The sequence below is a fragment of the Marinobacterium sp. NO-S09 genome (assembly GCF_059179545.1).
Map to the genome: position 1 here is coordinate 2,648,867 of NZ_CP168954.1, position 23,458 is coordinate 2,672,324.

22 protein-coding genes and 4 tRNA genes are annotated in these 23,458 nt (G+C 53.9%); 7 read left to right on the forward strand and 19 right to left on the reverse strand.

Translation table 11 applies throughout. The features are described from left to right. Nucleotides 1-48 precede the first annotated feature (48 nt). The 6 genes from clpP to O3C79_RS12305 form a co-directional block, all read right to left on the reverse strand. The gene (clpP, locus tag O3C79_RS12280) at nucleotides 49-684 is read right to left on the reverse strand and encodes an ATP-dependent Clp endopeptidase proteolytic subunit ClpP (RefSeq protein WP_010323050.1); all 636 of its coding nucleotides are present in this window, start codon (nucleotides 682-684) and stop codon (nucleotides 49-51) included. Nucleotides 685-778: 94 nt separating this feature from the next. Next, nucleotides 779-2,119, reverse strand: coding sequence for a trigger factor (gene tig / locus O3C79_RS12285; RefSeq protein WP_010323049.1), 1,341 nt, complete (start codon nucleotides 2,117-2,119; stop codon nucleotides 779-781). A gap of 236 nt (nucleotides 2,120-2,355) precedes the next feature. Further along, a tRNA-His gene (locus tag O3C79_RS12290) sits at nucleotides 2,356-2,431 on the reverse strand. Nucleotides 2,432-2,454: 23 nt separating this feature from the next. Beyond that, nucleotides 2,455-2,539 (reverse strand) — tRNA-Leu (locus O3C79_RS12295). Nucleotides 2,540-2,572: 33 nt separating this feature from the next. Next, nucleotides 2,573-2,648, reverse strand: a tRNA-His gene (locus O3C79_RS12300). Between the two features lie 35 nt (nucleotides 2,649-2,683). Continuing rightward, nucleotides 2,684-2,760, reverse strand: a tRNA-Arg gene (locus O3C79_RS12305). Between the two features lie 220 nt (nucleotides 2,761-2,980). Between O3C79_RS12305 and folD the strand changes: the two genes are divergently transcribed. Beyond that, on the forward strand, nucleotides 2,981-3,835 hold the full coding sequence (folD, locus tag O3C79_RS12310; RefSeq protein ID WP_494383330.1) for a bifunctional methylenetetrahydrofolate dehydrogenase/methenyltetrahydrofolate cyclohydrolase FolD: 855 nt from the start codon (nucleotides 2,981-2,983) through the stop codon (nucleotides 3,833-3,835). A 60-nt stretch (nucleotides 3,836-3,895) separates the two neighbouring features. Beyond that, on the forward strand, nucleotides 3,896-5,740 hold the full coding sequence (locus O3C79_RS12315; protein ID WP_494383331.1) for a CHASE domain-containing protein: 1,845 nt from the start codon (nucleotides 3,896-3,898) through the stop codon (nucleotides 5,738-5,740). 64 nt (nucleotides 5,741-5,804) lie between these two features. Here O3C79_RS12315 and cysS read toward each other — a convergent pair whose 3' ends face one another. The 3 genes from cysS to O3C79_RS12330 are packed head-to-tail and all read right to left on the reverse strand — an operon-like array spanning nucleotide 5,805 to nucleotide 9,832. Continuing rightward, a complete protein-coding gene (cysS, locus tag O3C79_RS12320; RefSeq protein WP_494383332.1) occupies nucleotides 5,805-7,196 on the reverse strand; it encodes a cysteine--tRNA ligase in 1,392 nt (463 codons plus the stop codon). A gap of 45 nt (nucleotides 7,197-7,241) precedes the next feature. Beyond that, a complete protein-coding gene (locus tag O3C79_RS12325) occupies nucleotides 7,242-8,135 on the reverse strand; it encodes a hypothetical protein (RefSeq protein WP_494383333.1) in 894 nt (297 codons plus the stop codon). 17 nt (nucleotides 8,136-8,152) lie between these two features. Continuing rightward, a complete protein-coding gene (locus O3C79_RS12330) occupies nucleotides 8,153-9,832 on the reverse strand; it encodes a glutamine--tRNA ligase/YqeY domain fusion protein (RefSeq protein ID WP_010322974.1) in 1,680 nt (559 codons plus the stop codon). A 185-nt stretch (nucleotides 9,833-10,017) separates the two neighbouring features. Between O3C79_RS12330 and O3C79_RS12335 the strand changes: the two genes are divergently transcribed. Beyond that, nucleotides 10,018-10,521 (forward strand): peptidylprolyl isomerase, encoded by a 504-nt coding sequence (locus O3C79_RS12335; RefSeq protein ID WP_076461356.1) that lies wholly within the window; start codon nucleotides 10,018-10,020, stop codon nucleotides 10,519-10,521. Further along, nucleotides 10,521-11,285: a UDP-2,3-diacylglucosamine diphosphatase gene (locus O3C79_RS12340; protein WP_494383334.1), complete on the forward strand. Its 765-nt coding sequence runs from the start codon at nucleotides 10,521-10,523 to the stop codon at nucleotides 11,283-11,285. Before O3C79_RS12335 ends, O3C79_RS12340 begins: the two co-directional genes overlap by 1 nt. Here the strand turns inward: O3C79_RS12340 and O3C79_RS12345 are convergent. The 7 genes from O3C79_RS12345 to O3C79_RS12375 form a co-directional block, all read right to left on the reverse strand. Beyond that, complete coding sequence (locus O3C79_RS12345; RefSeq protein WP_417534145.1) at nucleotides 11,230-11,886, reverse strand: MiaE family protein; 657 nt, start codon at nucleotides 11,884-11,886, stop codon at nucleotides 11,230-11,232. The two genes, O3C79_RS12340 and O3C79_RS12345, sit on opposite strands and share 56 nt — an antisense overlap. Nucleotides 11,887-12,072: 186 nt before the next feature. Beyond that, nucleotides 12,073-12,819, reverse strand: a complete 747-nt coding sequence (locus O3C79_RS12350) for a phosphate/phosphite/phosphonate ABC transporter substrate-binding protein (protein WP_010322970.1) — start codon at nucleotides 12,817-12,819, stop codon at nucleotides 12,073-12,075. Between the two features lie 12 nt (nucleotides 12,820-12,831). Further along, complete coding sequence (locus O3C79_RS12355; RefSeq protein WP_076461360.1) at nucleotides 12,832-13,293, reverse strand: PAS domain-containing protein; 462 nt, start codon at nucleotides 13,291-13,293, stop codon at nucleotides 12,832-12,834. 63 nt (nucleotides 13,294-13,356) lie between these two features. Beyond that, nucleotides 13,357-13,719: a roadblock/LC7 domain-containing protein gene (locus O3C79_RS12360; protein WP_010322968.1), complete on the reverse strand. Its 363-nt coding sequence runs from the start codon at nucleotides 13,717-13,719 to the stop codon at nucleotides 13,357-13,359. A 64-nt stretch (nucleotides 13,720-13,783) separates the two neighbouring features. Beyond that, nucleotides 13,784-14,416: a hypothetical protein gene (locus O3C79_RS12365; protein WP_076461362.1), complete on the reverse strand. Its 633-nt coding sequence runs from the start codon at nucleotides 14,414-14,416 to the stop codon at nucleotides 13,784-13,786. A 44-nt stretch (nucleotides 14,417-14,460) separates the two neighbouring features. Continuing rightward, nucleotides 14,461-15,726, reverse strand: a complete 1,266-nt coding sequence (locus tag O3C79_RS12370; protein ID WP_494383335.1) for a hypothetical protein — start codon at nucleotides 15,724-15,726, stop codon at nucleotides 14,461-14,463. Between the two features lie 21 nt (nucleotides 15,727-15,747). Then, entirely contained in the window at nucleotides 15,748-16,221 is a 474-nt protein-coding gene (locus O3C79_RS12375; RefSeq protein ID WP_494383336.1) for a hypothetical protein, read from the reverse strand. Nucleotides 16,222-16,824: 603 nt separating this feature from the next. Here O3C79_RS12375 and acnB point away from each other — a divergent pair. Then, nucleotides 16,825-19,422: a bifunctional aconitate hydratase 2/2-methylisocitrate dehydratase gene (acnB, locus tag O3C79_RS12380; protein WP_010322964.1), complete on the forward strand. Its 2,598-nt coding sequence runs from the start codon at nucleotides 16,825-16,827 to the stop codon at nucleotides 19,420-19,422. A 144-nt stretch (nucleotides 19,423-19,566) separates the two neighbouring features. After that, nucleotides 19,567-19,989 carry an immunity protein Imm33 domain-containing protein gene (locus tag O3C79_RS12385; protein ID WP_010322963.1) on the forward strand — a complete coding sequence of 141 codons (423 nt, stop codon included), beginning with the start codon at nucleotides 19,567-19,569 and terminating at the stop codon, nucleotides 19,987-19,989. Nucleotides 19,990-20,001: 12 nt separating this feature from the next. Here O3C79_RS12385 and amrA read toward each other — a convergent pair whose 3' ends face one another. After that, nucleotides 20,002-20,592 (reverse strand): AmmeMemoRadiSam system protein A, encoded by a 591-nt coding sequence (gene amrA / locus O3C79_RS12390; RefSeq protein ID WP_494383337.1) that lies wholly within the window; start codon nucleotides 20,590-20,592, stop codon nucleotides 20,002-20,004. After that, the gene (gene amrB, locus O3C79_RS12395; RefSeq protein ID WP_494383338.1) at nucleotides 20,579-21,382 is read right to left on the reverse strand and encodes an AmmeMemoRadiSam system protein B; all 804 of its coding nucleotides are present in this window, start codon (nucleotides 21,380-21,382) and stop codon (nucleotides 20,579-20,581) included. The genes amrA and amrB overlap by 14 nt, the downstream gene beginning before the upstream one ends. Before the next feature lie 50 nt (nucleotides 21,383-21,432). Between amrB and amrS the strand changes: the two genes are divergently transcribed. After that, nucleotides 21,433-22,512 carry an AmmeMemoRadiSam system radical SAM enzyme gene (gene amrS, locus O3C79_RS12400; RefSeq protein WP_494383339.1) on the forward strand — a complete coding sequence of 360 codons (1,080 nt, stop codon included), beginning with the start codon at nucleotides 21,433-21,435 and terminating at the stop codon, nucleotides 22,510-22,512. Here amrS and O3C79_RS12405 read toward each other — a convergent pair. Continuing rightward, nucleotides 22,489-23,451, reverse strand: a complete 963-nt coding sequence (locus tag O3C79_RS12405; protein ID WP_494383340.1) for a tRNA dihydrouridine synthase — start codon at nucleotides 23,449-23,451, stop codon at nucleotides 22,489-22,491. The genes amrS and O3C79_RS12405 overlap by 24 nt on opposite strands. Between the last annotated feature and the right edge of the window lie 7 nt (nucleotides 23,452-23,458).

Below are 23,458 nucleotides of genomic sequence, written 5' to 3' on the forward strand. Positions count from 1 at the left end.
TATGCGCCCTGATCGGCGATATTTCAACCCCTGAGGGGAAGATCGAGATCAGTCGGTGCCCAGACGGCGATCCAGAACCTCGTCGATCAAACCATAATCCGCTGCTGTCTGCGGATCCATGAAGTTATCACGATCGGTGTCACGCGCGACTGTTTCAAAGTCCTGTCCAGTGTGCTCTGCCAGCAGGCGGTTGAGCTTTTCACGGATAGACAGGATTTCCTTGGTGTGGATTTCGATATCAGTGGCCTGACCCTGATAGCCGCCAAGCGGCTGGTGGATCATTACACGCGCATTCGGCAGCGCGAAACGCTTGCCCTTGGCGCCACCTGCAAGCAGGAATGCGCCCATGCTGGCCGCCTGGCCGATACACATGGTGCTCACGTCGGGCTTGATGAACTGCATGGTGTCGTAAATTGCCATGCCCGCGGTAACGGAACCGCCCGGAGAATTGATATAGAGGTGAATATCCTTGTCCGGGTTTTCGGCTTCCAGAAACAGAAGCTGAGCCACAATCAGGTTGGCCATGTGATCTTCAACCGGACCCACCAGAAAGATGACCCGCTCCTTGAGCAGGCGCGAGTAAATGTCGTAGGCACGCTCACCACGTGAGCTCTGCTCCACAACCATGGGAACCAGACCGGAATTCTGAATTTCACTGGCTTGACCGGTGTAGATATCCGCCATGCACTAAATCTCCTTACCTGATAAGCGAAAAAACGACAGCCAGCGACGCCAACTGTCGTTTCCTTATGGCTTACGCCCTGACCGAGTATTCGGTTCAGGCTTCGCTTTCGTCTTCGTCAGCTTCTTCTGCCTGCTGAGCCGGCTGAATGGCTTCCTCGTACGGAACCGCCTTTTCAGTGACTGTAGCAGATGCAACCAGATGATCAACTACCTGATCTTCCAGCACCAGGCTCTTGATCTGGTTCAGGATCTGGTCGTTGCTGTAGTACCAGTCGATAACCTGCTGCGGATCCTGGTAGGTAGCAGCCATCTCTTCAACGGTTTCACGTACGCGGTCTTCGTTGGCTTCCAGTTCGTTGGTTTTCACAACTTCCTGAACCAGCAGACCGATGCTTACGCGACGCTTGGCCTGTTCTTCGAACATTTCCTTCGGCAGCATGTTCGGGTCGATGTTGGCATCCTGACCACCGAACTGCTGGATAGCCTGACGACGCAGGTTATCGATTTCATCGTCGATCAGAGCAGCCGGAACGTCGATAGCGTTGGCTTTCAGCAGCTGGTTGAAGACCTGATCTTTCAGCTTCATTTTCAGCGCCTGAGTCAGTTCGCGCTCCATGTTCTTGCGAACTTCGGATTTGAAACCGTCCAGATCTTTCACTTCGATACCGAAGTTGCCGAAGAACTCTTCGTTCAGTTCCGGCAGTTCCTGAGCAGAAACAGACTGTACCTTGGTCTTGAATACAGCGGCTTTACCTTTCAGGTTTTCAGCGTGGTAGTCTTCCGGGAAGTTAACTTCCAGATCGAACTCTTCACCCGCTTTCTTGCCTTCCAGACCGGCTTCGAAGCCCGGGATCATGGAACCGGAGCCCAGCACCAGATCGTGACCTTCTGCCTTGCCACCTTCAAACGCTTCACCGTCGATGAAGCCTTCGAAATCGATTTTAACGCGATCGCCATCTGCAGCGGCACGGTCAACTTCAACCCAGTTGGCCTGCTGCTTCTGCAGAGTTTCGATCATTTTGTCCATATCAGCATCCGCGATTTCAGCGGTCTGCTTTTCAATCTCAACACCAGCCAGATCTTTCAGTTCGATCTGCGGGTACACTTCGAATGTCGCAACGTACTGAAGGTCTTCACCTTCCTTGTCGTTTTTGAATTCGATGCTCGGAGTACCTGCCGGCTGCAGCTCTTCCTGCTGAACAGCAGAGTAGAAGCTTTCCTGAACGACCTGACCCAGAACGTCCTGGCGAATAGAGCTGCCAAACATGCGCTTGATCACCTTGGTCGGTACCTTACCCGGGCGAAAGCCATCCAGACGGCGAGTACGCGCCTGCTGAGCTACCAGTTTATCTACGTCCTGGTCGATGCGCTCAGCCGGAACGGTGATAGTCATCTGACGCTCAAGGCCGGAAGTCGTTTCAACAGAAACTTGCATGGAGATCCTCACAAATAGTTTGCAGCATGATGTAGCGACCTGCAGGTTCTTTAATTACGCCTGGAAAGTAACCAGGGACGACCGACCAGCAGAGCCAAAATAATGAAGCGCAAAATTCTCATGCAAGCGCAGCCATTAGTCAAGCATAACGCCACATTGGAGAACGCAAAAAAAGCGCAAACGAGCGCCGGGGTAGTAATTAAAACAAGGAGATATATAAAGGGAGGAGAATACACTGGGGTGGACGATGGGGCTCGAACCCACGACCACCGGAATCACAATCCGGGGCTCTACCAACTGAGCTACGCCCACCACATTAGTGTATCGGGTGTACTTGGTGCGGACGGAGAGACTCGAACTCTCACACCTTGCGGCACTGGAACCTAAATCCAGCGTGTCTACCAATTCCACCACGTCCGCATCAGCAAATGCTGATGATACTGCTTGAGGTAATGGGGTGGACGATGGGGCTCGAACCCACGACCACCGGAATCACAATCCGGGGCTCTACCAACTGAGCTACGCCCACCATAACCTCTTTGTAACTCGACCGGCTAGACGACCTGGCACGCCCGGCAGGACTCGAACCTGCAACCTACGGCTTAGAAGGCCGTTGCTCTATCCGGTTGAGCTACGAGCGCTTTACACGCCGCCTCGCCTTGGGGTAACACCCCGTGTCGAGGAGGTGCGTATATTAAGTACGCCAAACCTGTTCGTCAACACCCAATTTGAATTTTTTCTGCAGAAACAAGGCTCTGTACACAAGTTGTACGACAAAAAAGTGCATTGGCCCTGACCCCTAAAGATGAGAAAATCAGGCTATTAACCTTACCCAGCTTAGCAAAGGAATATATCCCACTCATGAGCGCACAGATCATTGATGGCAAAAAAAACGCTGCGGACGTACGCCAACAGGTGAAAGCCGGTATAGACGCCCGCCTGCAGGCCGGCAAACGCGCCCCCTGTCTCGCCGTGGTACTGGTCGGCAGCGATCCCGCCTCCCAGGTCTATGTCCGCAACAAGAAAAACGCCTGCACCGAAGTAGGCATCGAATCCAAGGCCTACGACCTTCCCGCTGAAACCAGCCGCGAAGAACTGCTCACACTGATCAACGAACTTAACGCCGACAGCGAGGTGGACGGCATTCTGGTCCAGCTGCCTCTGCCCAAGCATCTGGATGCAACTGAAGTACTGGAACAGATCCGCCCTGACAAGGACGTAGACGGTTTCCATGCCTTCAACCTGGGTCGACTGGCACAACGCATCCCGGCACTTCGTCCTTGCACACCCAAGGGCGTAATGACCCTGCTGCATTCAACCGGCGTTGATCTGCACGGACAGGAAGCTGTTATCGTAGGTGCATCCAATATTGTGGGTCGTCCGATGACGCTTGAGCTGCTGCTGGCGGGCTGCACGACCACCACGACTCACCGTTTTACCCGCGATCTCGAAGCCCATGTACGTCGTGCGGATATCGTTGTGGTCGGCGTGGGTATTCCCGGGCTGGTTAAAGGGGAATGGATCAAAGAGGGTGCCATCGTTATTGATGTAGGCATCAACCGCCTGAATGATGGCCGCCTGGTGGGCGACGTTGAATACACTCCGGCTGCCGAGCGTGCAGGCTGGATCACCCCCGTTCCCGGTGGCGTTGGCCCCATGACTGTTGCTACGCTTATGGAGAATACACTGGAGGCCGCCAACACACTGGCGCCCTGATTTGCCGCTGCCCGCTTTTGCGGGCGGCCTCTTTCAACACGGTAAGGATTACCGACGACTATGGTTCAATTCAGCAGGACGCAGCCGAACCAGCTGGACCCCAAGGACTCCCCTCCTTTCTGGTCCAGCCCCGCACTTATTCTCATTCTTTTTGTTTTGGGCCTGGCTCTGAGCTTGCTAGTTTCTCACCAGAGCGCCCAAAGCACCCGTGATGCCGTTGATGGACGCTTCAACTCCCGAGCCGATCAGGTCACACACCTACTACAGGAACGCGTTGCGCACTTCAGCCTGTTACTTCAGTCTGCCCGAGGCACGCTCCTCAATACAGCAGACTTGGAGCCCCGGCAGCAGTCAGAACACTGGCATCGCATGTTTGACTCTTTTGACCTCGATTTTGCCAGCCTTGGCATAGTCGGCTTGAGTTATACCGCCTATGTGCCTGCCGGACAGCAGGCAATATTTGCTGCAAGACACCAAATTGATGAGCAAGCGCTGGATATTTTTCCACCGCCCTCTATTGCCCGTCCAAGTTTTGTTGTGCTTTATCTGAGCCCGGGATCCATTGAACGGCGTATGCGCGGGTATGATATTGCCAGCGGCCCATCGCGCTATAACGCGGCACTTGAGGCACGACAATCTGGCGTGGTGAGTGTTACGCCTCCTTTGTCACTGCTACCTACTGATGTCAGCTCTCTGGATTACCTTCTGCTGCTTCCGGTCACGCACCAGAAACAGGGCAAATCCGAGGAGTTCCTGGGCTGGACCACGCTTGGCTTCAGTATGAGCAAAATCATCGCCCAAAGCCTGCAACCCCAGAATGGTCAAATGCAGATTCGTCTCTACGATCCGCGCCAGCCTGATCTGGAACCGACATTCGACAGCCATCCAGACCAGACGGAGCTGAATGGCCCTTCAGGCACCCGTTATATTCAGTTGGGCTCAGAGCGAATCCGGCTTGATTTCCACTCTCTGGACACCCGCATCAATTCCCTGTTCGATCGCCAGTTTGACATGAACACACTGGTGGCCGGTCTGGCAGTCACGCTGTTTCTGGCACTCACACTGATGTCATTCATCATCGCTCGAACACGCACGGACCGGCTCAATCATAAGTTGTCAGCCCAGGCTGCCGAGGTACATGACCGTTATCGTATCCTGTTCGAGCAGTGCCCAGAGGCGGTTGTCGTTCATATTAACGGACAGGTCGAGCTTGCGAACACCCATGCAGCCCGGCTGTTTGGCTATGAATCCCCTGAAGGGCTGTACTCAAGGCATGTGCGAGAACTGGTTCATCCTGACAGCATGGACATCGTGAAAAAGCGTTCCAGCTCACGCCAGCCCGGCGAGCCCCTGCCTCCCAGCGAACAGACACTTGTGCGCCAGGATGGCAGCACATTTGAGGCAGAAGTGACCAGCAGCCTGATTCATCTCAACGGTGAAAACGCTGTCCAGGTCCTGTTCCGTGACATATCCGCCGAGAAACAGACTCGACGCGAAGCCGGTATTGCCAAAACACTGATTCTGCAAAACCACGATGCCATCATGGTTACCGATGCAGCAGGTACTATCGAAATGGTTAATCCGGCATTTGAAGCCATGACCGGCTACACCCGACAACAAATAATCGGAGAGAATGCAGCCATCATGAATTCAGGGCAGCACGGCAAGCCGTTTTTCTTTGAGCTTTGGCGCTCTCTTAAACAGCATGGTCACTGGCAGGGCCACATCATCAACCGCAAACAAGATGGGGAGCTGTTTGTTCAAAGCACTGAAATTTCCGCCGTGCGAGATGAACAGCGCAAAACCACACACTTTGTTTGTCTTTTGCAGGATGTGACCAAAGGTACGGCTTCAGAAAACCAGCAACAACTGATGACTCTGCAGAACCAGCGCAAGCCTGCATAGAAGCATTAAAAAGGGCGCCACTCGGGCGCCCTTTTACTCTTACCAGTATCAGTCCTGCGGACTGTTACTCGCGATACCAGTTAGTACCTTCACGACTGTCCTTCAGAACGATTCCCTGCTCAAGCAGCTCATCGCGAATGCGATCCGCTTCCGCAAAGTTGCGATCCTTACGCGCCTGATTACGCTTATCGATCAGTGATTCGATCGCCTCGGCACCCAGCTCACCTTCAGCAGCCTCACCCTTCAGGAAGGCGTCCGGATCCTGCTGCAAAAGGCCAATCATGCCAGCGAGACGCTTCAGCTCAAGCGCCAACGGCTTGGCAACAGGAAGCTGCTCACGCACTGCCTTATTCAGCTCGGAAGCCAGTTCAAACAGGACCGCCAGCGCCCGCGGTGTGTTGAAATCATCATCCATGGCCGCAAAGAAGCGCTCTTCATATTCGGAGCCCACACCGCTTTCAGCGGTAGAGAGGTCGCCAGCCGCCTGCAACGCCTGATAAAAACGCTCAAGCGCACTTCTAGCTTCTTTCAAACCATCTTCGGAGTAATCGATATAACTGCGGTAATGAACGCTGGACAGGAAATAGCGCACCACTTCCGCGTCATAGTGCTCCAGCACATCACGAATGGTGAAGAAATTGCCCAGTGATTTGGACATTTTCTCAGTTCCCATGCGCACAGGACCCGCATGCATCCAGTAATGCACATAGGTACAACCGTTTGCGGCTTCAGATTGAGCGATCTCATTTTCATGGTGCGGGAACGGCAGGTCAGGACCACCACCATGAATATCAAAGGTTTCACCCAGGCAGCATTTGGACATGGCCGAACATTCAATGTGCCAGCCAGGACGCCCTTTGCCCCAGGGGGAATCCCAGCTCACTTCTCCAGGCTTGGCAGCCTTCCACAATACGAAGTCGAGCGGGCTCTCCTTGGCCTCTTCCACTTCAACGCGCGCACCAGAGCGCAGGTCTTCAATAACCTTATTGGTGAGGCGGCCATAGTTGGCAAAACGCTCGACCCGGTAATACACATCACCGTTGCTCGCCGAATACGCATAGCCTTTCTCTACCAGCGACTGAACCATGTCGATGATATCGCCCATGTGCGCGGTTGCACGCGGCTCCTGATCAGGGCGCAACACGAACAGACGATCTTCATCTTCATGCATGGCGGCAATCATGCGCTCGGTCAGCTGATCAACCTGTTCGTCATTCTCGGCCGCACGACGAATGATCTTGTCATCAACATCAGTGATGTTGCGCACATAATCAACATCCCAGCCGCGCGCGCGTAGATAGCGCGTGATTAGATCGAAAGACACCATGACCCTCGCATGGCCGATATGACAATAGTCATATACGGTCACGCCACATACATACATGCGGATCTTACCGGGCTCTATGGGGGTAAAGACGGTTTTACTGTTTGTCAGAGTATTGTAAATATGAAGCATTAGTGTCCGCCGAACTTAAAAAAGAACCGCTTTTAAAGCGGTGTATCAGTAACTGTCATTGCCGGAAATACGTATACGTCCAAGCCAGGCCTGCCCAAGTAGGCTCGACTCGCGTGTCAGCCAGAGATCACCCTGATGCCAGGTAATAGCTTCCCACTGCCCGGCCGGAGAAACCCAGTGAAAGCGCGCATCCGACCAAACCGGCTCTGAGCTTTCTACCGGTAACATCCAAATAAACGGCCTGGGACTCAGTCGGCTTTTGGTATAACCAAGCAGTGCCAGTGTTTGCGTCTGCTGGTCATAATCTGCCGCTGTAATCAAACCGTTAACCGGGAAAGAGTGCTCACTAAATAAAGCCTGCCGCCCTTCTGCATTGGGGTCAAGCCGATAGAGACGAGTATTGAGGTCAGACCAATTTTTAGTAAACAACCAGATTTCGCCATCAACCCAGGCAGCCGCCTCACAATCATTATCATGCTCATAGGCCGCATGAACCCGTTCAGCATCTGCGAAACGAAACTCAAGCAGTCGCGAAGGGACCTGCTGCTGCCTGGAACCCAAATCAGACCAGCTCAGGGCATATGCCTGCATCCATTCTCTATGGCCGATATTATTACCACAATCAAACACATAGAGATTGGAGTCGGAAGCAGCCATCTCTTCCCAGTCAAGGCTCACAGCATCAAGCAGCTCAACTGACTGAACCACCTCACCATTGGACGCCAGACGATATATGGAGGGCCCATCACCGCTGTCATTGTGGGTCCAGAAAGCATCCCGACCGAAAGCCAGTCCGGACGTTTCGCTGATGGATGCATCCAGCAAACCCATCTGCTCAACATTCAGCAACTCACCGGTCGGAACAGCCCTTGAGGCTGCACAACCCGACAGCAGGAGACCCAGCACGGGCAGCAAGACTGCCGCCCGTAACCGGCTCAAATGCCGTATCCGCTTGCTCACTTGCCTTTGATCTTGGCCCAGGAGTCACGCAGCGTCACGGTACGGTTGAATACCAGCTGCTCTTCGGTGGAATCCGGATCAACGCAGAAATAACCGGTACGCTCAAACTGGTAACGGCTTTCAGCAACAGCATGCTTGAGACCGATTTCGACACGCGCATTTGGCATGACCTTCAGCGATTCCGGGTTGATGAAGCTATGGAAGTCACGCTCCTTGTCACCATCAGGATTAGGCTCGGTGAACAGGCGGTCATACAAGCGCACCTCACAAGGCACGGAGTTGTCAGCCGACACCCAGTGAATTACGCCATTGGGTTTGTAGTCAGTCGGGTTCTGCCCCTTGGTGTCAGCATCATAGCTGCATACCAATTCCACAACCTCACCCTGCTCGTTCTTGATCACTTCATCACAACGAACAACATAGGCACCACGCAGGCGCACAGCATCGCCCGGCGACATACGCTTCCATTTGCGCGGTTTTTCTTCGGCAAAGTCTTCACGCTCAATCAGCAGGTTACGCGTGAACGGAACCTTACGCAGCCCCATGGACTCGTCCTTCGGGTGTGCAGGCAGTTCGAACCACTCCTGTTCACCATCCGGGTAGTTGCTGATCGTCACCTTGATCGGATCAACCACACACATGGCGCGCGGTGCATTGGCATCCAGATCTTCACGGATTGCCGCTTCCAGCATGCCCACGTCAACAGTACCGTTGGAGCGGGTAACGCCGATCATGTCACAGAAGTTGCGGATAGATGCCGGCGTAAAACCACGACGACGCATACCGGAAATGGTTGGCATACGCGGATCATTCCAGCCATTGACCTGGCCTTCATCGACAAGCAGCTTGAGCTTACGCTTGCTGGTCACCGTGTAGTTCAGGTTCAGGCGCGCAAATTCATACTGGCGCGGCTGAGCCGGTACCGGCAGGTTTTCAATGAACCATTCATACAGCGGGCGGTGATCTTCAAATTCCAGCGTACAGATAGAGTGTGTAACACCCTCCAGCGCATCCGACTGACCGTGGGTAAAGTCGTATGAAGGATAGATGCACCATTTGTCACCCGTCTGGTGATGGTGGGCATGACGGATGCGATAGATCACCGGATCACGCAGATTTATGTTCGGTGCGGCCATATCGATCTTGGCACGAAGCGCACATTCGCCTTCTTCAAAATCACCGTTACGCATCTTCTCAAACAGGTTGAGGTTTTCCTCAACACTGCGATCACGGTAAGGGCTATTCTTGCCCGGCTCCTTGAGCGTGCCACGAAACTCACGCATCTCATGCGCACTGAGGCTATCGACGTATGCCTTGCCTTCCTTGATCAGGTGCACAGCCCAGTCATACAGCTGATCGAAGTACTCGGAGCTGTACCGAATCTCACCCGCCCAGTCGTAGCCCAGCCAGCGCACATCTTCAACGATGGAGTCGATGTACTCCTGACTTTCCTTTTCCGGGTTAGTGTCATCAAAACGCAGATTACACTCACCACCAAACCGCAGCGCTGTGCCGAAGTTCAGACAGATTGATTTGGCATGACCAATATGCAGATAGCCGTTCGGCTCCGGCGGGAAACGGGTTACCACCTTTCCGCCGTTCTGGCCTTGGGCAAGATCATCTTCAATAATCTGGTGGATAAAGTTGTTCGGCTTAGTGCTGTCGTTCGTGGTCATATCCATGTCTTGTCGAAGCTGATAAGGGCCGGCCTGAAGGCCGGAACTGATCCCGGCATTATAACCGTAGTTAAGGCCTGCACGCACGCCAACTCAATGCAATAGACGCTTAGAGGATGCACCCGCATAATACTTGAGTATAATAGCGACACTCATAAGAAACTAAGAGACACAGGGAACCGGACATGATCATCCTGCAAACAAATCTTGGCACCATCTCTCTGGAACTGGATCACGAAAAAGCCCCCAATACAGCGGCAAACTTCGAGCAGTACGTTCGTGATGGCTTTTATGATGGTGTGATTTTCCACCGGGTGATTGACGGCTTCATGATTCAGGGCGGCGGCTTTGAGCCCGGCATGATTCCCAAGGAAACTCGCGAGCCCATTCAGAACGAAGCTGACAATGGCCTGACCAATGCTGCCGGCACTATTGCCATGGCACGCACCATGGACCCGCATTCTGCTTCTGCACAGTTCTTTATCAACGTATCCGACAACAGCTTCCTGGACCATACCGCGAAAACAACTGAAGGCTGGGGCTACGCTGTGTTCGGTAAAGTGGTAGAAGGCATGGACGTGGTCAACAAGATCAAGAAAGCCTCAACCACCATGCGCGCCGGCCACCAGGATGTACCTGCCGAAGATATTGTTATCGAATCGGCACGTGTCGAGGACGCAGAAGGCTAATGCTCCGGTATTTCGTTGCAGACCTCCATCTCGACAGCAAACGCCCGGATATCATCCGGGCGTTTGTGCATTTCCTGAATGAAAAAGCCGTTCACGGGAACGAACTGTACCTGTTGGGCGATATATTCGAAGCCTGGATAGGTGATGATGCCGCCCCGGACTTCTTGCAACCGGTGTATAACGCGCTCACCTGCGTTTCACAATCAGGCGTAAAGATCTATTTCCAGCACGGCAATCGGGATTTTCTGGTTGGACAAGCTTTTATGGACCGCATTGGTGCAGAGCTACTGCCAGAATGCCAGGTTATCGAAAGCGCACACGGTAAAACCCTTCTCCTCCATGGCGACCAGCTTTGCCTGGATGATATCGACTACCAGGCTTTTCGAAAACAGGTCAGAAACCCGGAGTGGCAAGCTGCCATTCTGAGCAAATCAGTGCCGGAGCGATTGGAATTGGCACGCCAGCTGCGACAGGCAAGCCAGGAGCAGACTGCGCAGAAGGCACAGGATATTACGGATGTCAGCCCTTCAGCCGTCAGCCAAACGCTTGAACAAGAAGCCGCGCCACTAATGATTCACGGCCATACTCACCGCCCTGAAATTCACACCGAGCAATCAAAGACAGGCGGCGTGCGCATCGTCCTGGGTGACTGGGATACGCACGGCTGGTACCTCGAACAAGATCAAAAAGGTAGCCGACTCTATGCCTTTAAGCTGCCGGACGGGCCTGCAGAGCTTCAGGATTTTCTAGCAGCGCCTGACTAGGCTTGCCGCTATGGAAACGGAATTCATCGTCTTCTGTACGTATGAGTTCTGCTTCCAACTGGCGGAAATGCTCCACACGATCATCGATCGGCTCGCCCGCATACTCGCGTGCCAACGAGATATAATCCTGATAGTGACGCCCTTCCGACTTCAGCAATGACCGATAAAAACGGGCAAGCTCGTCATCCAGATCCGGCGCCAGCGCCGCAAAACGCTCACACGAGCGAGCTTCAATAAACCCGCCAATAATAAGCACATCAATCAAGCGCCCCGGCTCGGAAGTACGCACATCCTTGCGCAATCCTGCGGCGTAGCGTGCCGGGCTTAGATGGCCATACTCCAGCCCTCGCCCATCCATAATGCCCAGAACCTGCTCAAAATGGATCAACTCTTCACGAGCAAGACGAGACATTTTGTTCAGCAGGTCAGAGCGGTCAACGTACCTGAACATAAGCGTCATCGCGGTAGACGCCGCCTTTTTTTCGCAGTGAGCATGATCCGTCAGCAACAAACCCAAGGCTTCAGGGCGCGCTGCCAGCTCCAACCACTCACGCGGTGTTTCACAGCCCAAAAAGGCTTTGATTTCGTCAAGTACATCCATCTGATTGCTCGCATTTAACAGCATGAGGCCAGAACTATTCAGTAAAGGCCTGCTAAAGAAAGGGTCATTAATAATGGGCGCAAATTCTACAAACTCATTTACGCGAATACCAGCACGGTACAGCCGATAACAAAAGAGGCGCACTTGGCGCCCCTTCCGGTATAACAAACACGACGAACCTTGAAATCAATCAACCAGTGTATCGATCAGGTCGATCATGAACTCGGTTTGCTCTTCTTCCATAACATCCCAGCCATCAAGCCCCATGCTTTTCAGTACGGGAATTCCTTTGGGATCATGCTCCATATTTACAAGCCGATCTGTCAATGTATCCATGTGCGCCTGCATGCGAGGACCCGCGACCAGCGTATGATGGACAACACTGATCTGACTGCTGACAAGAGGCTTCATCTTGCTGCGCACAAGCTCAGAAAGCTCCTCAAAGCCAGCCTTGAGGAAGAACCCCGCATCGGCATCGCGATTCAGCAGTGCCTTGGCCACCAACACATAACTATCCAGCTCTTTAAAGCTGACATTAGTGGCATCCAGGTCAGCAGACTCAAGCATGATCATGCCCATGATATGGACATCAGGATCAGCGGTCGTGGCAACTTTCAATCCCGGCGCCAGATCTTCTACACAGGTGACTTCATCATCAGCACGTACGGCAATAACCGTTTCGTCAGCGCGATTTCGGGGGCGCACCAGCACCTTGAACCCAAGTTCACGCACCAGCATCGAGGCGTCATAGGGATTGGCGTAAATCAGATCAAGCTTGCCAGCACGAATATCTTCACGCTGCTGCTCGAAACTGTCATACAGCTCAAGATGAACGCCTTCGCCCAACTGACGCTGCAACCAGGTATTGAAAATAAACCAGCCCGACAAGTGCGTCGGTGGAAAATCAGGACTGACTGACAAGTTCAATGCCATCGCAGAACCTCCCTATCTGAGCGTGGCGTACAAGGCTTCACTCTCATTAATCTTGCTGCGTGAGGGCTTACGCCGTACCGAGGTATAACCGACCAACTGACCATTACGAATATTGGGGATCACGGTCGCTTTTACCCAGTAGTAAGCACCATCCTTGCGCAGATTTTTGACATACCCTTGCCACTTTTTACCCTGAGCAACCGTATCCCAAAGATCCTTGAAAGCCACTGCAGGCATATCCGGATGACGCAGAATATAGTGATTGGTTCCGATCAGCTCTTCACGCGTGTAACCTGACATTTCAATGAAGGCACGATTCGCATGAGTGATAATACCCTGTGGGTCAGTTCGTGAAACGATTAACTTCCCGTCGGGGTATGGCACCTCCTGATCGACAATGCTTGCAAGCCGTTCGGTACCATCAAAATACTTGATCAGCACCTCACGAGCGGCAGCCGTATCTTGTTCGGACATACACACTCCAAACCGAGTAAGCGGCGCCTGTATGGCAGGCGCACGCCAAACACAGTTAAACGCTTATAGAATCTTGCCAATCGCATCCGCAGCACGTTTTACGTCCAGGAAGATCAGACCCAAACGTGCATTGGTTTTGGCAACCACTGTAAGCACCGACTCAGGGTTGGCGTGCGTCATAAGAATGTAGCCGTCCTTGCCCTTCACCAGAACCTGCTCCAGTTCACCACGTGCAAGCTCCTGGGATGTGCGCTCACCCAGCGACAACATCGCTGCACTCATCGCACCTACACGGTCTTCATCCATGCCTGCCGGCAGCAGGGAGTCGATCACGAGACCATCCGTGGAAATAACCGCGGAGGCTTCGATTTCAGCCGATGTCCCGTTGAGATCGTTAAGAATTGAGGTCAACATTTCTGAGCGCATGGTAGTCTCCTTTTAGGCCATTAGCGCTGGTTGTAAATCTGTATAAGGCAGCCAGTCTGCCTCATCAGTAATCCAGGTAGCGTCGGATCAGAACCGACATCAAATCAACAAAAGGCTGCCGGTTCAGATGAGGCATCCCTTCCAGAATCAGCAGGAACTTCTGTTCACCTACGTGCAGGGTCCAGAAGCCCAACTCACTTTGACCAACTGCGTCGACCAAAGCCCAAGACGAGCCGTCAAACCCAAGGTGCCGCGCCAGCAAAGACTGATGACGCTCGTGCAGAGACACAAGGTCAGCAGCCATACCCGCTACAGCTTCAGCTTCGTCAGGATCAAAGCCGGACTGCCCCAGGCAGAAGCCCTGGTCGTCGGCCAAAAGCACCCGGCCATCCGCCAGGCGAGGAAGATACTCAGGCAACAACTGCTCAATCGTACCACTGGCAATCGGCTCAGGGTTTTCAGGCAGATCAACAAACCCGTGCTGCACCGCCTTGTCCAACAATGCATGGGCATCTGCTTCAGGCAGGCCTGTAAGTTTCTGTAGCAGTGCGCCCAGATAAGGAATATGGGTATCGGCACTCAGTAGCTGCAGCAACAAAGCCCTGAGAGCATCATTACTGGTTGAAAGCGTGGCGTAATAGGCCCCGCTGGGGGTGACCTGAAAATACCGCGGGGTCTCATTCTGATCTTGATTCACGTTTTAACTCCGAAAGATCCGTGGGTGTGTTGCACACGTTTCGGTCACTGACAGTACAGGCCGACGGCGTCCGCTGCCACCAGGAACGAAAAGACAAAACGTTGAGGGATACTCAACATATCAGCCACATTACGAGCTGACAGCCTTTGACTCTGCCAAAGTTCGGCAATGCTGCGCGCATGCGGTGTTTCCAACAAACGCTCAAAGTCAGGAATCTCAGCCAACAGCAGAGGTTCTTCAGCGGAGAGCGAATCGGACACGCGCCCACGAGCCGTAAACAAGGCCAGCTGCCACACCAATTCATCAGCAGCTACCCGTTTGCCTTTGGGCAGTTCCTGGTCAGGCTCCTTATCCAGCAACGACAACTCATCAAACCCGAAACGGGTTCGTGTCAGCTGCAGGAGTAGATCGGAGTCCATACCGACCAAAAAAGCCTTCTCTGCCGGCAGATAGAACAAGGCGCCTGGCACGCCTACAATCTGCTGGATGTTATTTGTTTCATTACCGGTTTTGACGGCACGCAGAATCCAGGGAAGCATCAAGCCATCAAGGCTGAAATAGACACGTCGACGCTCAGTAGCCTCATCGAGATTGACGTCCGATAAGCTGCCACAGCACTGAAGGATCATTTCAGCCGACAGCGTGGGCACTTTGGGTGCCTCAGGCTCTGGAACTATTTCAGGTTCTGGCGCAGGCGCGACCTTGCCTTCAGCTTCCAGCCTGGCCTGCTTCTCCTGAACCTGCTTTTGCGCTTCAAGAATCAGACTATTGAGCTCATTACGATGAACACTGAATCGACTGTTAAGACCGGCTTCTTCCCGGTTCTTGTGCTCACCCTGCCAGGACGAAGCGGCTTGAGTGCTACGTTGCTTTCGCGCCTGCCACTCGGCAAAGGCTTCTTCACGCGCACGATCGCGGTCATTCAGAGGTTTAGAGGGAGCATTTTTGGCAGTTTGCGGTTCAGCTTTTGCCTTCACGCCTGACTGAACAAGCTTTTTGAGATCGCTCAGCCCTTCCTGCAATGCCTTGATACTGAGAGGCCTTTCAATGTAGACGCCTGCATTACGGGACGGCTTGTCGGCTTTGCTATCGACCACAGCAACCCAGGGCTTGCCGGCGTCATTCAACCAGTTCTGCAGGTGTCGCTCGGCAGCCTCATCCTTGAGGTTTATCATCAGCGCATCGGCATCACCACCGGAAACAAGGTTGTAACCAATAGCATTGCGACCGCCGAAGAAAACTTCCAGCATTGCCTGCTCTTTGGCAGCGAACCCGGAAGTTGTAATTGTTAGCTGTTCACTGACCGACATAACGATTATCTATTACCCCGCTCAGTGAAGTTGTTTCTGGATCGACAGCCTGGTGCAACGCCCGTTGCTCAGTACCGAATAATCTAGGGGCAAACTGGACAAGAGATCCAACTCACGGGTATCGACAGCCTTGTTCATGGTGATGCGATGCTCGGAGAGCAGCAGCGGTCCTGCTTGCTGAATGAGCCTGTTAACCAGGAATTGACCACGCCCTCTCAGCACAAGCAGGAGATCAATCAACGCTCCGGTTACGCGTTCGCTATCGGCACATTGAATGGCCAGGTACACACGACGGATATGATTGCGAAGTACACGCGGGCGGGCGGCAACAAGCCTGGTCAGGTAACGCAACGCCACAGTAGGCTGAACACCGACATAGATGAGTCGCTTGTCCGCCTGAAGGCTGAACATGATCTGCAACTTGCATAGTTCCAGATCTGAACGACTTGGGCGCTCATCCTGTGCCACCTCAGCCTGACCGACTGCTGGGTTCATCTAGGTTACCTCCTACCTGAGATAAAGTGTTCAAACGTTATACGTAGCTTCATACCTGATTTCAAATACAGCTTCATTAATATTGACGCGCATCAAACGGCACGTCGCGAAACCAGGCACCCAACACAAACAACTGTAATTACAGCGTTTCGACGTAATAATTTATCCTTTGATCCTAGGCATTTTTGCGGCAACAGCAAGCCATTTTTCTGAAACAGTACCGAATCGTGATCCACGCCAGTACTCCGCTTCTAAGCCCGTCTCAATTAAGCGTCACATACCCTCATTTCAGTCAAACAACTATTTAATTAATATCCTCTTTAACACCTCAGCATAGTCAAGTTGACAAGTTATAGACAGTTTTAAACGACACACTGAGCACGCGTTTTTTCACCCTTTAAAAAGAGTGGATTTGTCTGCAGCGCTTGCGAGCACTACGCCCCGGCATCATTCTTTAGTTTAGTAATTGTCGACAAAAACTTAACTTTGCCCCTGCCTTTCGCTAGAATTCGCCCCGCCAATCACCATTCGATACCTAGTCGATACGCCGCTGGCAGAGTTACATCTCGCGAGTTGGCGGTGAAAACAGATGAGGGCCATATCGTGCTTGAAGCTTATCGTAAACATGTAGAAGAACGCGCTGCAGAAGGCGTCCCCGCGAAGCCGCTTGATCCCGAGCAGACTTCAGCTCTGGTTGAACTCCTGAAAAACCCGCCGGCTGGCGAGGAAGAGTTCCTGGTTGATCTGCTGTCCAACCGTGTACCGGCGGGTGTGGACCAGGCTGCTTACGTAAAGGCAGGCTTCCTGGCAGCTATCGCCAAGGGCGAGGCCTCCTCTCCGCTAGTGGACAAGGTTAAGGCTGTTGAACTGCTGGGCACCATGCTGGGCGGTTACAACATCGCGCCGCTGATCGAATGCCTGGACATCGACGAACTGGCACCGACCGCTGCCAAAGCACTGTCTCACACCCTGCTGATGTTCGACGCTTTCCACGACGTACAGGAAAAAGCTGAAGCGGGTAACGCTTTCGCCAAGCAGGTTATGCAGTCCTGGGCTGAAGGTGAATGGTTCACCTCCAAGCCTGAAGTGGCTGAAAAGATCACTGTTACCGTATTCAAGGTACCGGGCGAAACCAACACCGACGATCTGTCTCCGGCTCCGGATGCCTGGTCACGTCCTGACATCCCGCTGCATGCCAACGCCATGCTGAAGATGGAACGTGAAGGCATTAACCCGGAAGAGCCGGGTGTTAAAGGCCCGCTGGCTCAGATTGAAGAAGTTAAAGCCAAAGGCTTCCCGGTTGCCTACGTCGGCGACGTAGTGGGTACCGGTTCTTCCCGTAAGTCCGCTACCAACTCTGTGCTGTGGTTCTTCGGTGACGACATCCCGCACGTACCGAACAAGCGTGCCGGTGGTTACTGCTTCGGTAGCAAAATCGCTCCGATCTTCTACAACACCATGGAAGATGCTGGCGCCCTGCCGATCGAAATGCCGGTTGACGACCTGAACATGGGTGACGTGATCGACGTTTACCCGTACGAAGGTAAAGTGTGCAAGCACGGTACTGATGAAGTCATCTGCACCTTCGGTCTGAAGACACAGGTCCTGCTGGACGAAGTACGCGCTGGCGGCCGTATCCCGCTGATCATCGGTCGCGGCCTGACTGAAAAGGCACGCGAAGCTCTGGGCCTGGGTCAGTCTGACCTGTTCCGCAAGCCTGAGCAGCCGGCTGACACTGGCAAGGGTTACACCCTGGCACAGAAAATGGTTGGTAAAGCATGCGGCATGGACGGTGTACGTCCGGGCATGTACTGCGAGCCGAAGATGACCACCGTTGGTTCACAGGACACCACTGGTCCGATGACCCGTGACGAGCTGAAAGATCTGGCGTGCCTGGGCTTCTCTGCTGACCTGACCATGCAGTCTTTCTGTCACACCGCTGCTTATCCGAAGCCGGTTGACGTAAACACTCACCACACCCTGCCGGACTTCATCATGAACCGCGGCGGTGTATCCCTGCGTCCGGGCGACGGTGTAATCCACTCCTGGCTGAACCGCATGCTGCTGCCGGATACTGTTGGTACCGGTGGTGACTCTCACACCCGCTTCCCGCTGGGCATCTCTTTCCCGGCCGGTTCTGGTCTGGTTGCATTCGCAGCTGCTACCGGCGTTATGCCGCTGGACATGCCTGAATCCATCCTGGTTCGTTTCAAAGGCAAGCGTAACTCCGGTATCACCCTGCGTGATCTGGTACACGCCATTCCTTACTACGCAATCAAGCAGGGCCTGCTGACTGTAGAAAAGGCTGGCAAGAAGAACGCTTTCTCCGGTCGCGTACTGGAAATCGAAGGCCTGGAAGAACTGACTGTCGAGCAGGCGTTCGAACTGTCTGACGCTTCTGCTGAACGTTCTGCTGCAGGCTGCACCATCACCCTGTCTGAAGACTCCGTTGCCGAGTACCTGCGCTCCAACATCGTTATGCTGAAGTGGATGATCGCTGAAGGCTACGGTGATGTGCGCACTATTGAACGTCGTATCAAAGGCATGGAAGAGTGGCTGGCCAACCCGAGCCTGATGCGTGCCGACGCTGATGCCGAATACGCTGAAGTGATCGAAATCGATCTGTCCGAAATCAAAGAGCCGATCCTCTGTGCTCCGAACGATCCGGATGATGCGCGCCTGCTGTCCGAAGTCCAGGGCGAGAACATCGATGAAGTCTTCATCGGTTCCTGCATGACCAACATCGGCCACTTCCGCGCTGCGGGTAAACTGCTGGAGTCTTCCGGCAAGTCCATCCCGACACGCATGTGGATCGCACCGCCGACCAAGATGGACCAGGCTCAGCTGAGCGACGAAGGCTACTACAACGTGTTCGGCAAGGCCGGTGCACGTATGGAAATGCCGGGCTGCTCTCTGTGCATGGGTAACCAGGCACGTGTTGCTGCCAAGAGCACTGTAGTGTCTACCTCTACCCGTAACTTCCCGAACCGTCTGGGTGACGGCGCCAACGTATACCTGGCGTCTGCCGAGCTGGCGGCTGTTGCGGCTCTGGAAGGCAAACTGCCGACTCCGGCGGAGTACATGGAGTACGCGAGCAAGCTCGACAGCATGTCTGGCGAGATCTACCGCTACCTGAACTTCGACCAGATGGACAACTACGTCGAAAAAGCCGGCAGCGTTATCCCGACTGTTGAAGCCTAAGACCGGATTAGTCGCTCAAGCGACATGATCCCTACAAAACCCCGCCTCGGCGGGGTTTTTTGTTATCCGGGAACACCTTGGCAGACCTAACTGATATAATCTGACGCCTGAAATCGTTGTAACAGGCTGCAGACAGGTAATCCCATGAAATCACCAACGCCCGATCAGAACCCGACCCCTGAACAGGAAACTGCCCAGACCAAAAACGGCTATCTGGCACTGGTATCACGCCTGCTGCTGGACGAAAAACTGCCGATCCGCTTCATGTACAAGACAGTCCCCGAGCACTTGAATGACACTGGATGGCGCATGTTTACCGGTTATGAAACCGAAGAGTTTCTGGCTGATGAAATCGTGAATATGGCCCCTATTCCACTGGAGCGTATCTGCGAAATTGACCCATCCCTGACAGAGCTGGTCGAATACAATGCCGGCACCGTATGGGAGCGTACCCCTGAGTCAGATGGCTGGGAACGTGTCTATGACTTCCGCATCCCCGCTCCCAAGGTTGATGTTGAGATCACCAATGACGTAGACCGCTTTGCGCAGTCCCACGAAGACCTCTAATCGACCATATTTTTACTGACCGAGCTCGATACTCTTTTCATCGGGCTCGGAGCAGATCTGTGTCGAATAACGCCATGCCTGCATCAGATCACTGTCCAATTCACCGGAAGCCATACCTGCCTTTTGCTTCAACGCCTGCATAAAAGCCTCCGGGGTTGTCAGGCTCTGCCATACATCCGGTAGAAAGGTGGCCTGATGAAAACCAACCCGGATCAGTATCCCATCCAGGCCGGGCCTTAACTGACTGACAAGCTCCGCCTCATTGGCAACATCCATTTCTTCCAGCGGCGAAAGCACCGATACCTTGATACGTATTGGCTCATGCGGCAACAAAGGTTGAAAGCGCGGATCATGCAATGCGGCCTGCACCGCATTATGGCGCACGTCCTCTGCCAGAGTCTGCCGCGCATAGAGCGATCCTATACAGCCTCTTAACCGACCGTCGCTTTCAAGGGTTACGAAACTCGCTCGCTCCAATTGCAGTAGGGGCGAATCCAGTTCATAAAGGTCCAGCGCCGCATATCGATACCGCAAAGCCTTGGCAATTGCCTGGCGCGCAATTGCAAGTAAAGCATTACAGGGCAGCACATCAGTAACAGGCATAGGCGCCATACCCCACCACACGAGCTTTATCGCCTGCGGTATCACCTGAAGTATTTTGTCCCAGACAACGCAGCTCTAACCAGGCCTTGCCCGCAGCAAGCAACAAGCCATTCAACGCCTGGCAGCCACAGGCCTGCTCGGGTTCAATCACGGACTCCAGATTCAAGATCTGCCGGGTGGTTTGCGCATCCAGCTGCCGAGCCTCCTCCCAAGGGTGAAAATGACTTAGATCACTGCTGACCAATACCAGCACATCTTCGCGTTGCCACAGCTCCGCTATCAAGGCCGATACGGTTTCTACTGGCGTATGCCCTACCAGTAGCGGCAGAACCCTTGCCTCGGGTGCAACCTTTTGCAAGAAGGGCAACTGGACCTCAAGGCAATGCTCCAGCTGATGCGCATCCTGGCGCACAGGCAGATCAAAGCGCGCTTGCAGTGACCGCTCAAGATCCAGATCGATGGCAACATCACCCAATGGCGTGTGCCAGTTAGTCTCGGCCACACCGGCAAACCCGCTGAGAGGGACCCGATGATTCGGCCCCAGCAGTACAATCTGGCGCCAGCCTGCCAATGGCATCCATCGCTCAATTTGCCGATACACAAGCGCAGCGATCGGGCCGGAGTAGACAAGACCGGCATGGGGCACGACAAAAGCACGGGGCTGCCGCGGCAATGAAACAAGCTCAGTTGACTGTACCAGTAACTGATCCACCAGCTGATTCAAGTCGGTTTCAGTGCCCGGATAAAATACCCCGGCGACGGCAGGCTGTCTCACTGCGGCGTGCATCATTGGCTTTCTCCTGATCTATAGTGTGAGTATAGCCAAACAGGTGATTCACGATGGGCGTCCCTCATAGCGTTCCCGGCCTTTTCTGGCACCGGCTGGACAACGGTAAACTTCAGTGTGACCTCTGCCCCCGCTACTGCCAGCTGAACAAGGATCAGCGCGGGCTCTGTTTTGTACGTGGACGGGTTAATGATGAAATTCGCTTACTGAGTTACGGCCTGTCCAGCGGTTTCTGCATCGATCCGATTGAGAAGAAGCCGCTCAATCACTTTTTACCGGGCACCCCGGTACTCTCCTTCGGAACTGCCGGCTGCAACCTCGCCTGCCGTTTTTGCCAAAACTGGGACATCAGCCGCTCGCGGGAAACCGCACGCCTGAGCGACAGCGCGTCTCCACAGGCACTCGCTGAGGCAGCCCTCGGTCACAATTGCAGGAGCATCGCCTTTACCTACAACGACCCAGTCATCTTTCATGAATACGCCATCGACGTTGCCAGAGCCTGTCATGACAAAGGCATCAAGAGTATCGCCGTCAGTGCCGGGTATGTGTGTCCGGAACCCAGAGAAGCCTTCTATGCCGAAATGGATGCGGCCAACATCGATTTAAAGGCATTCTCCGAGCGGTTTTACAAAAGGATTTGTGGTGGGGAACTGGCACCGGTTCTGGACACCTTGAAATACATCCACCATGAAACTGATGTCTGGCTGGAAATCACAACCTTACTGATTCCGGGCGAGAATGACTCAGACAGTGAAATACTGGCCATGTGTGAGTGGATTCGAGACCACCTTGATCCCGAAGTCCCCCTGCATTTCACAGCATTTCATCCTGACTGGAAGATGCGGGACCATCCGCCCACCCCGCTGGCAACCCTCAGGCACGCGCGCACACTGGCGCTGCAGCAGGGGTTGAAGTTTGTCTATACAGGGAATCTGCCTGATCAGGAAGGCAACACAACCTATTGCGGTCAATGCGGCGAGGCCGTGATTAAACGCCAGGGCTACACACTGATTGACTGGCAGCTGAACGCACAAGGCTGCTGCAAACACTGCAACACCCCTCTGCCCGGGCTATTTGAGGCCAAGCCTGGCCACTGGGGCGCTCGACGCCTACCGGTTCACATTCAAGGCTGATAGCTCTGAGAGTAGCTGCGTCATCCGCTCGGGCTCGCGTTCGGTACGCACCGCATCAAATACCGCTTGTGCCTGAGGAAAATGGCGCTGCATCATCTTGAGCCATTGTTTGGTACGGCCATTAATATGACGCCGCTCCAATCGCAAGGATACCTGCTGATGATACTCCTGCACCAACTGCATCACACTGGGCCAGGTCGCTTCAGGCCCCAACTCCTTATCAGGCTGAGCAATGGCTTGCGCAAGGAAGGGGTTGGCAATCATGCCACGACCAATCATGACGTCTTCGCACCCACTGATTTCACGACAGCGGTGCAGGTCTTCAACGGTCCAGATTTCACCATTGGCGACAACAGGAATCGACACCGCTTCACGAATGCGGGCAATCCACTCCCAGTGCGCCGGAGGCTTGTAACCTTCAAGCTTGGTACGTGCATGCACAGTTACGCGCATGGCGCCAGCTTCTTCAATGGCCTGGGCGTTTTCAAGCGCCAATGACTTGTCATAGAAACCCAATCGCATCTTGGCGCTTAAGGGTACTTCATCCGGCAAGGCATCGCGCACCCCGCGAGTGATGCTGTAAACCTCCTCAGGATCCTTGAGAAGAATTGCTCCACCCCGGCTTTTATTGACGGTTTTGGCAGGACAGCCAAAATTCAGATCGATTCCCTTGGCACCCAGCTCCGCAGCACGCACCGCATTATCACCCATGGCAGACGGATCATTCCCCAGCAGTTGCACCAATACCGGCACTCCACTGGGCGTGTGCGACCCCTGCTCCAGTTCGGGTGCCAGACGGTAGAACACTGAGCGCGGCAGCAACTGCGTGGTAACACGAATAAATTCGGTGACACAGATGTCGATACCGGGCATACGGGTTAACAGATCACGCAGGGTGTGATCCAGAACCCCTTCCATTGGTGCCAGATGTATTTGCATGGGTACA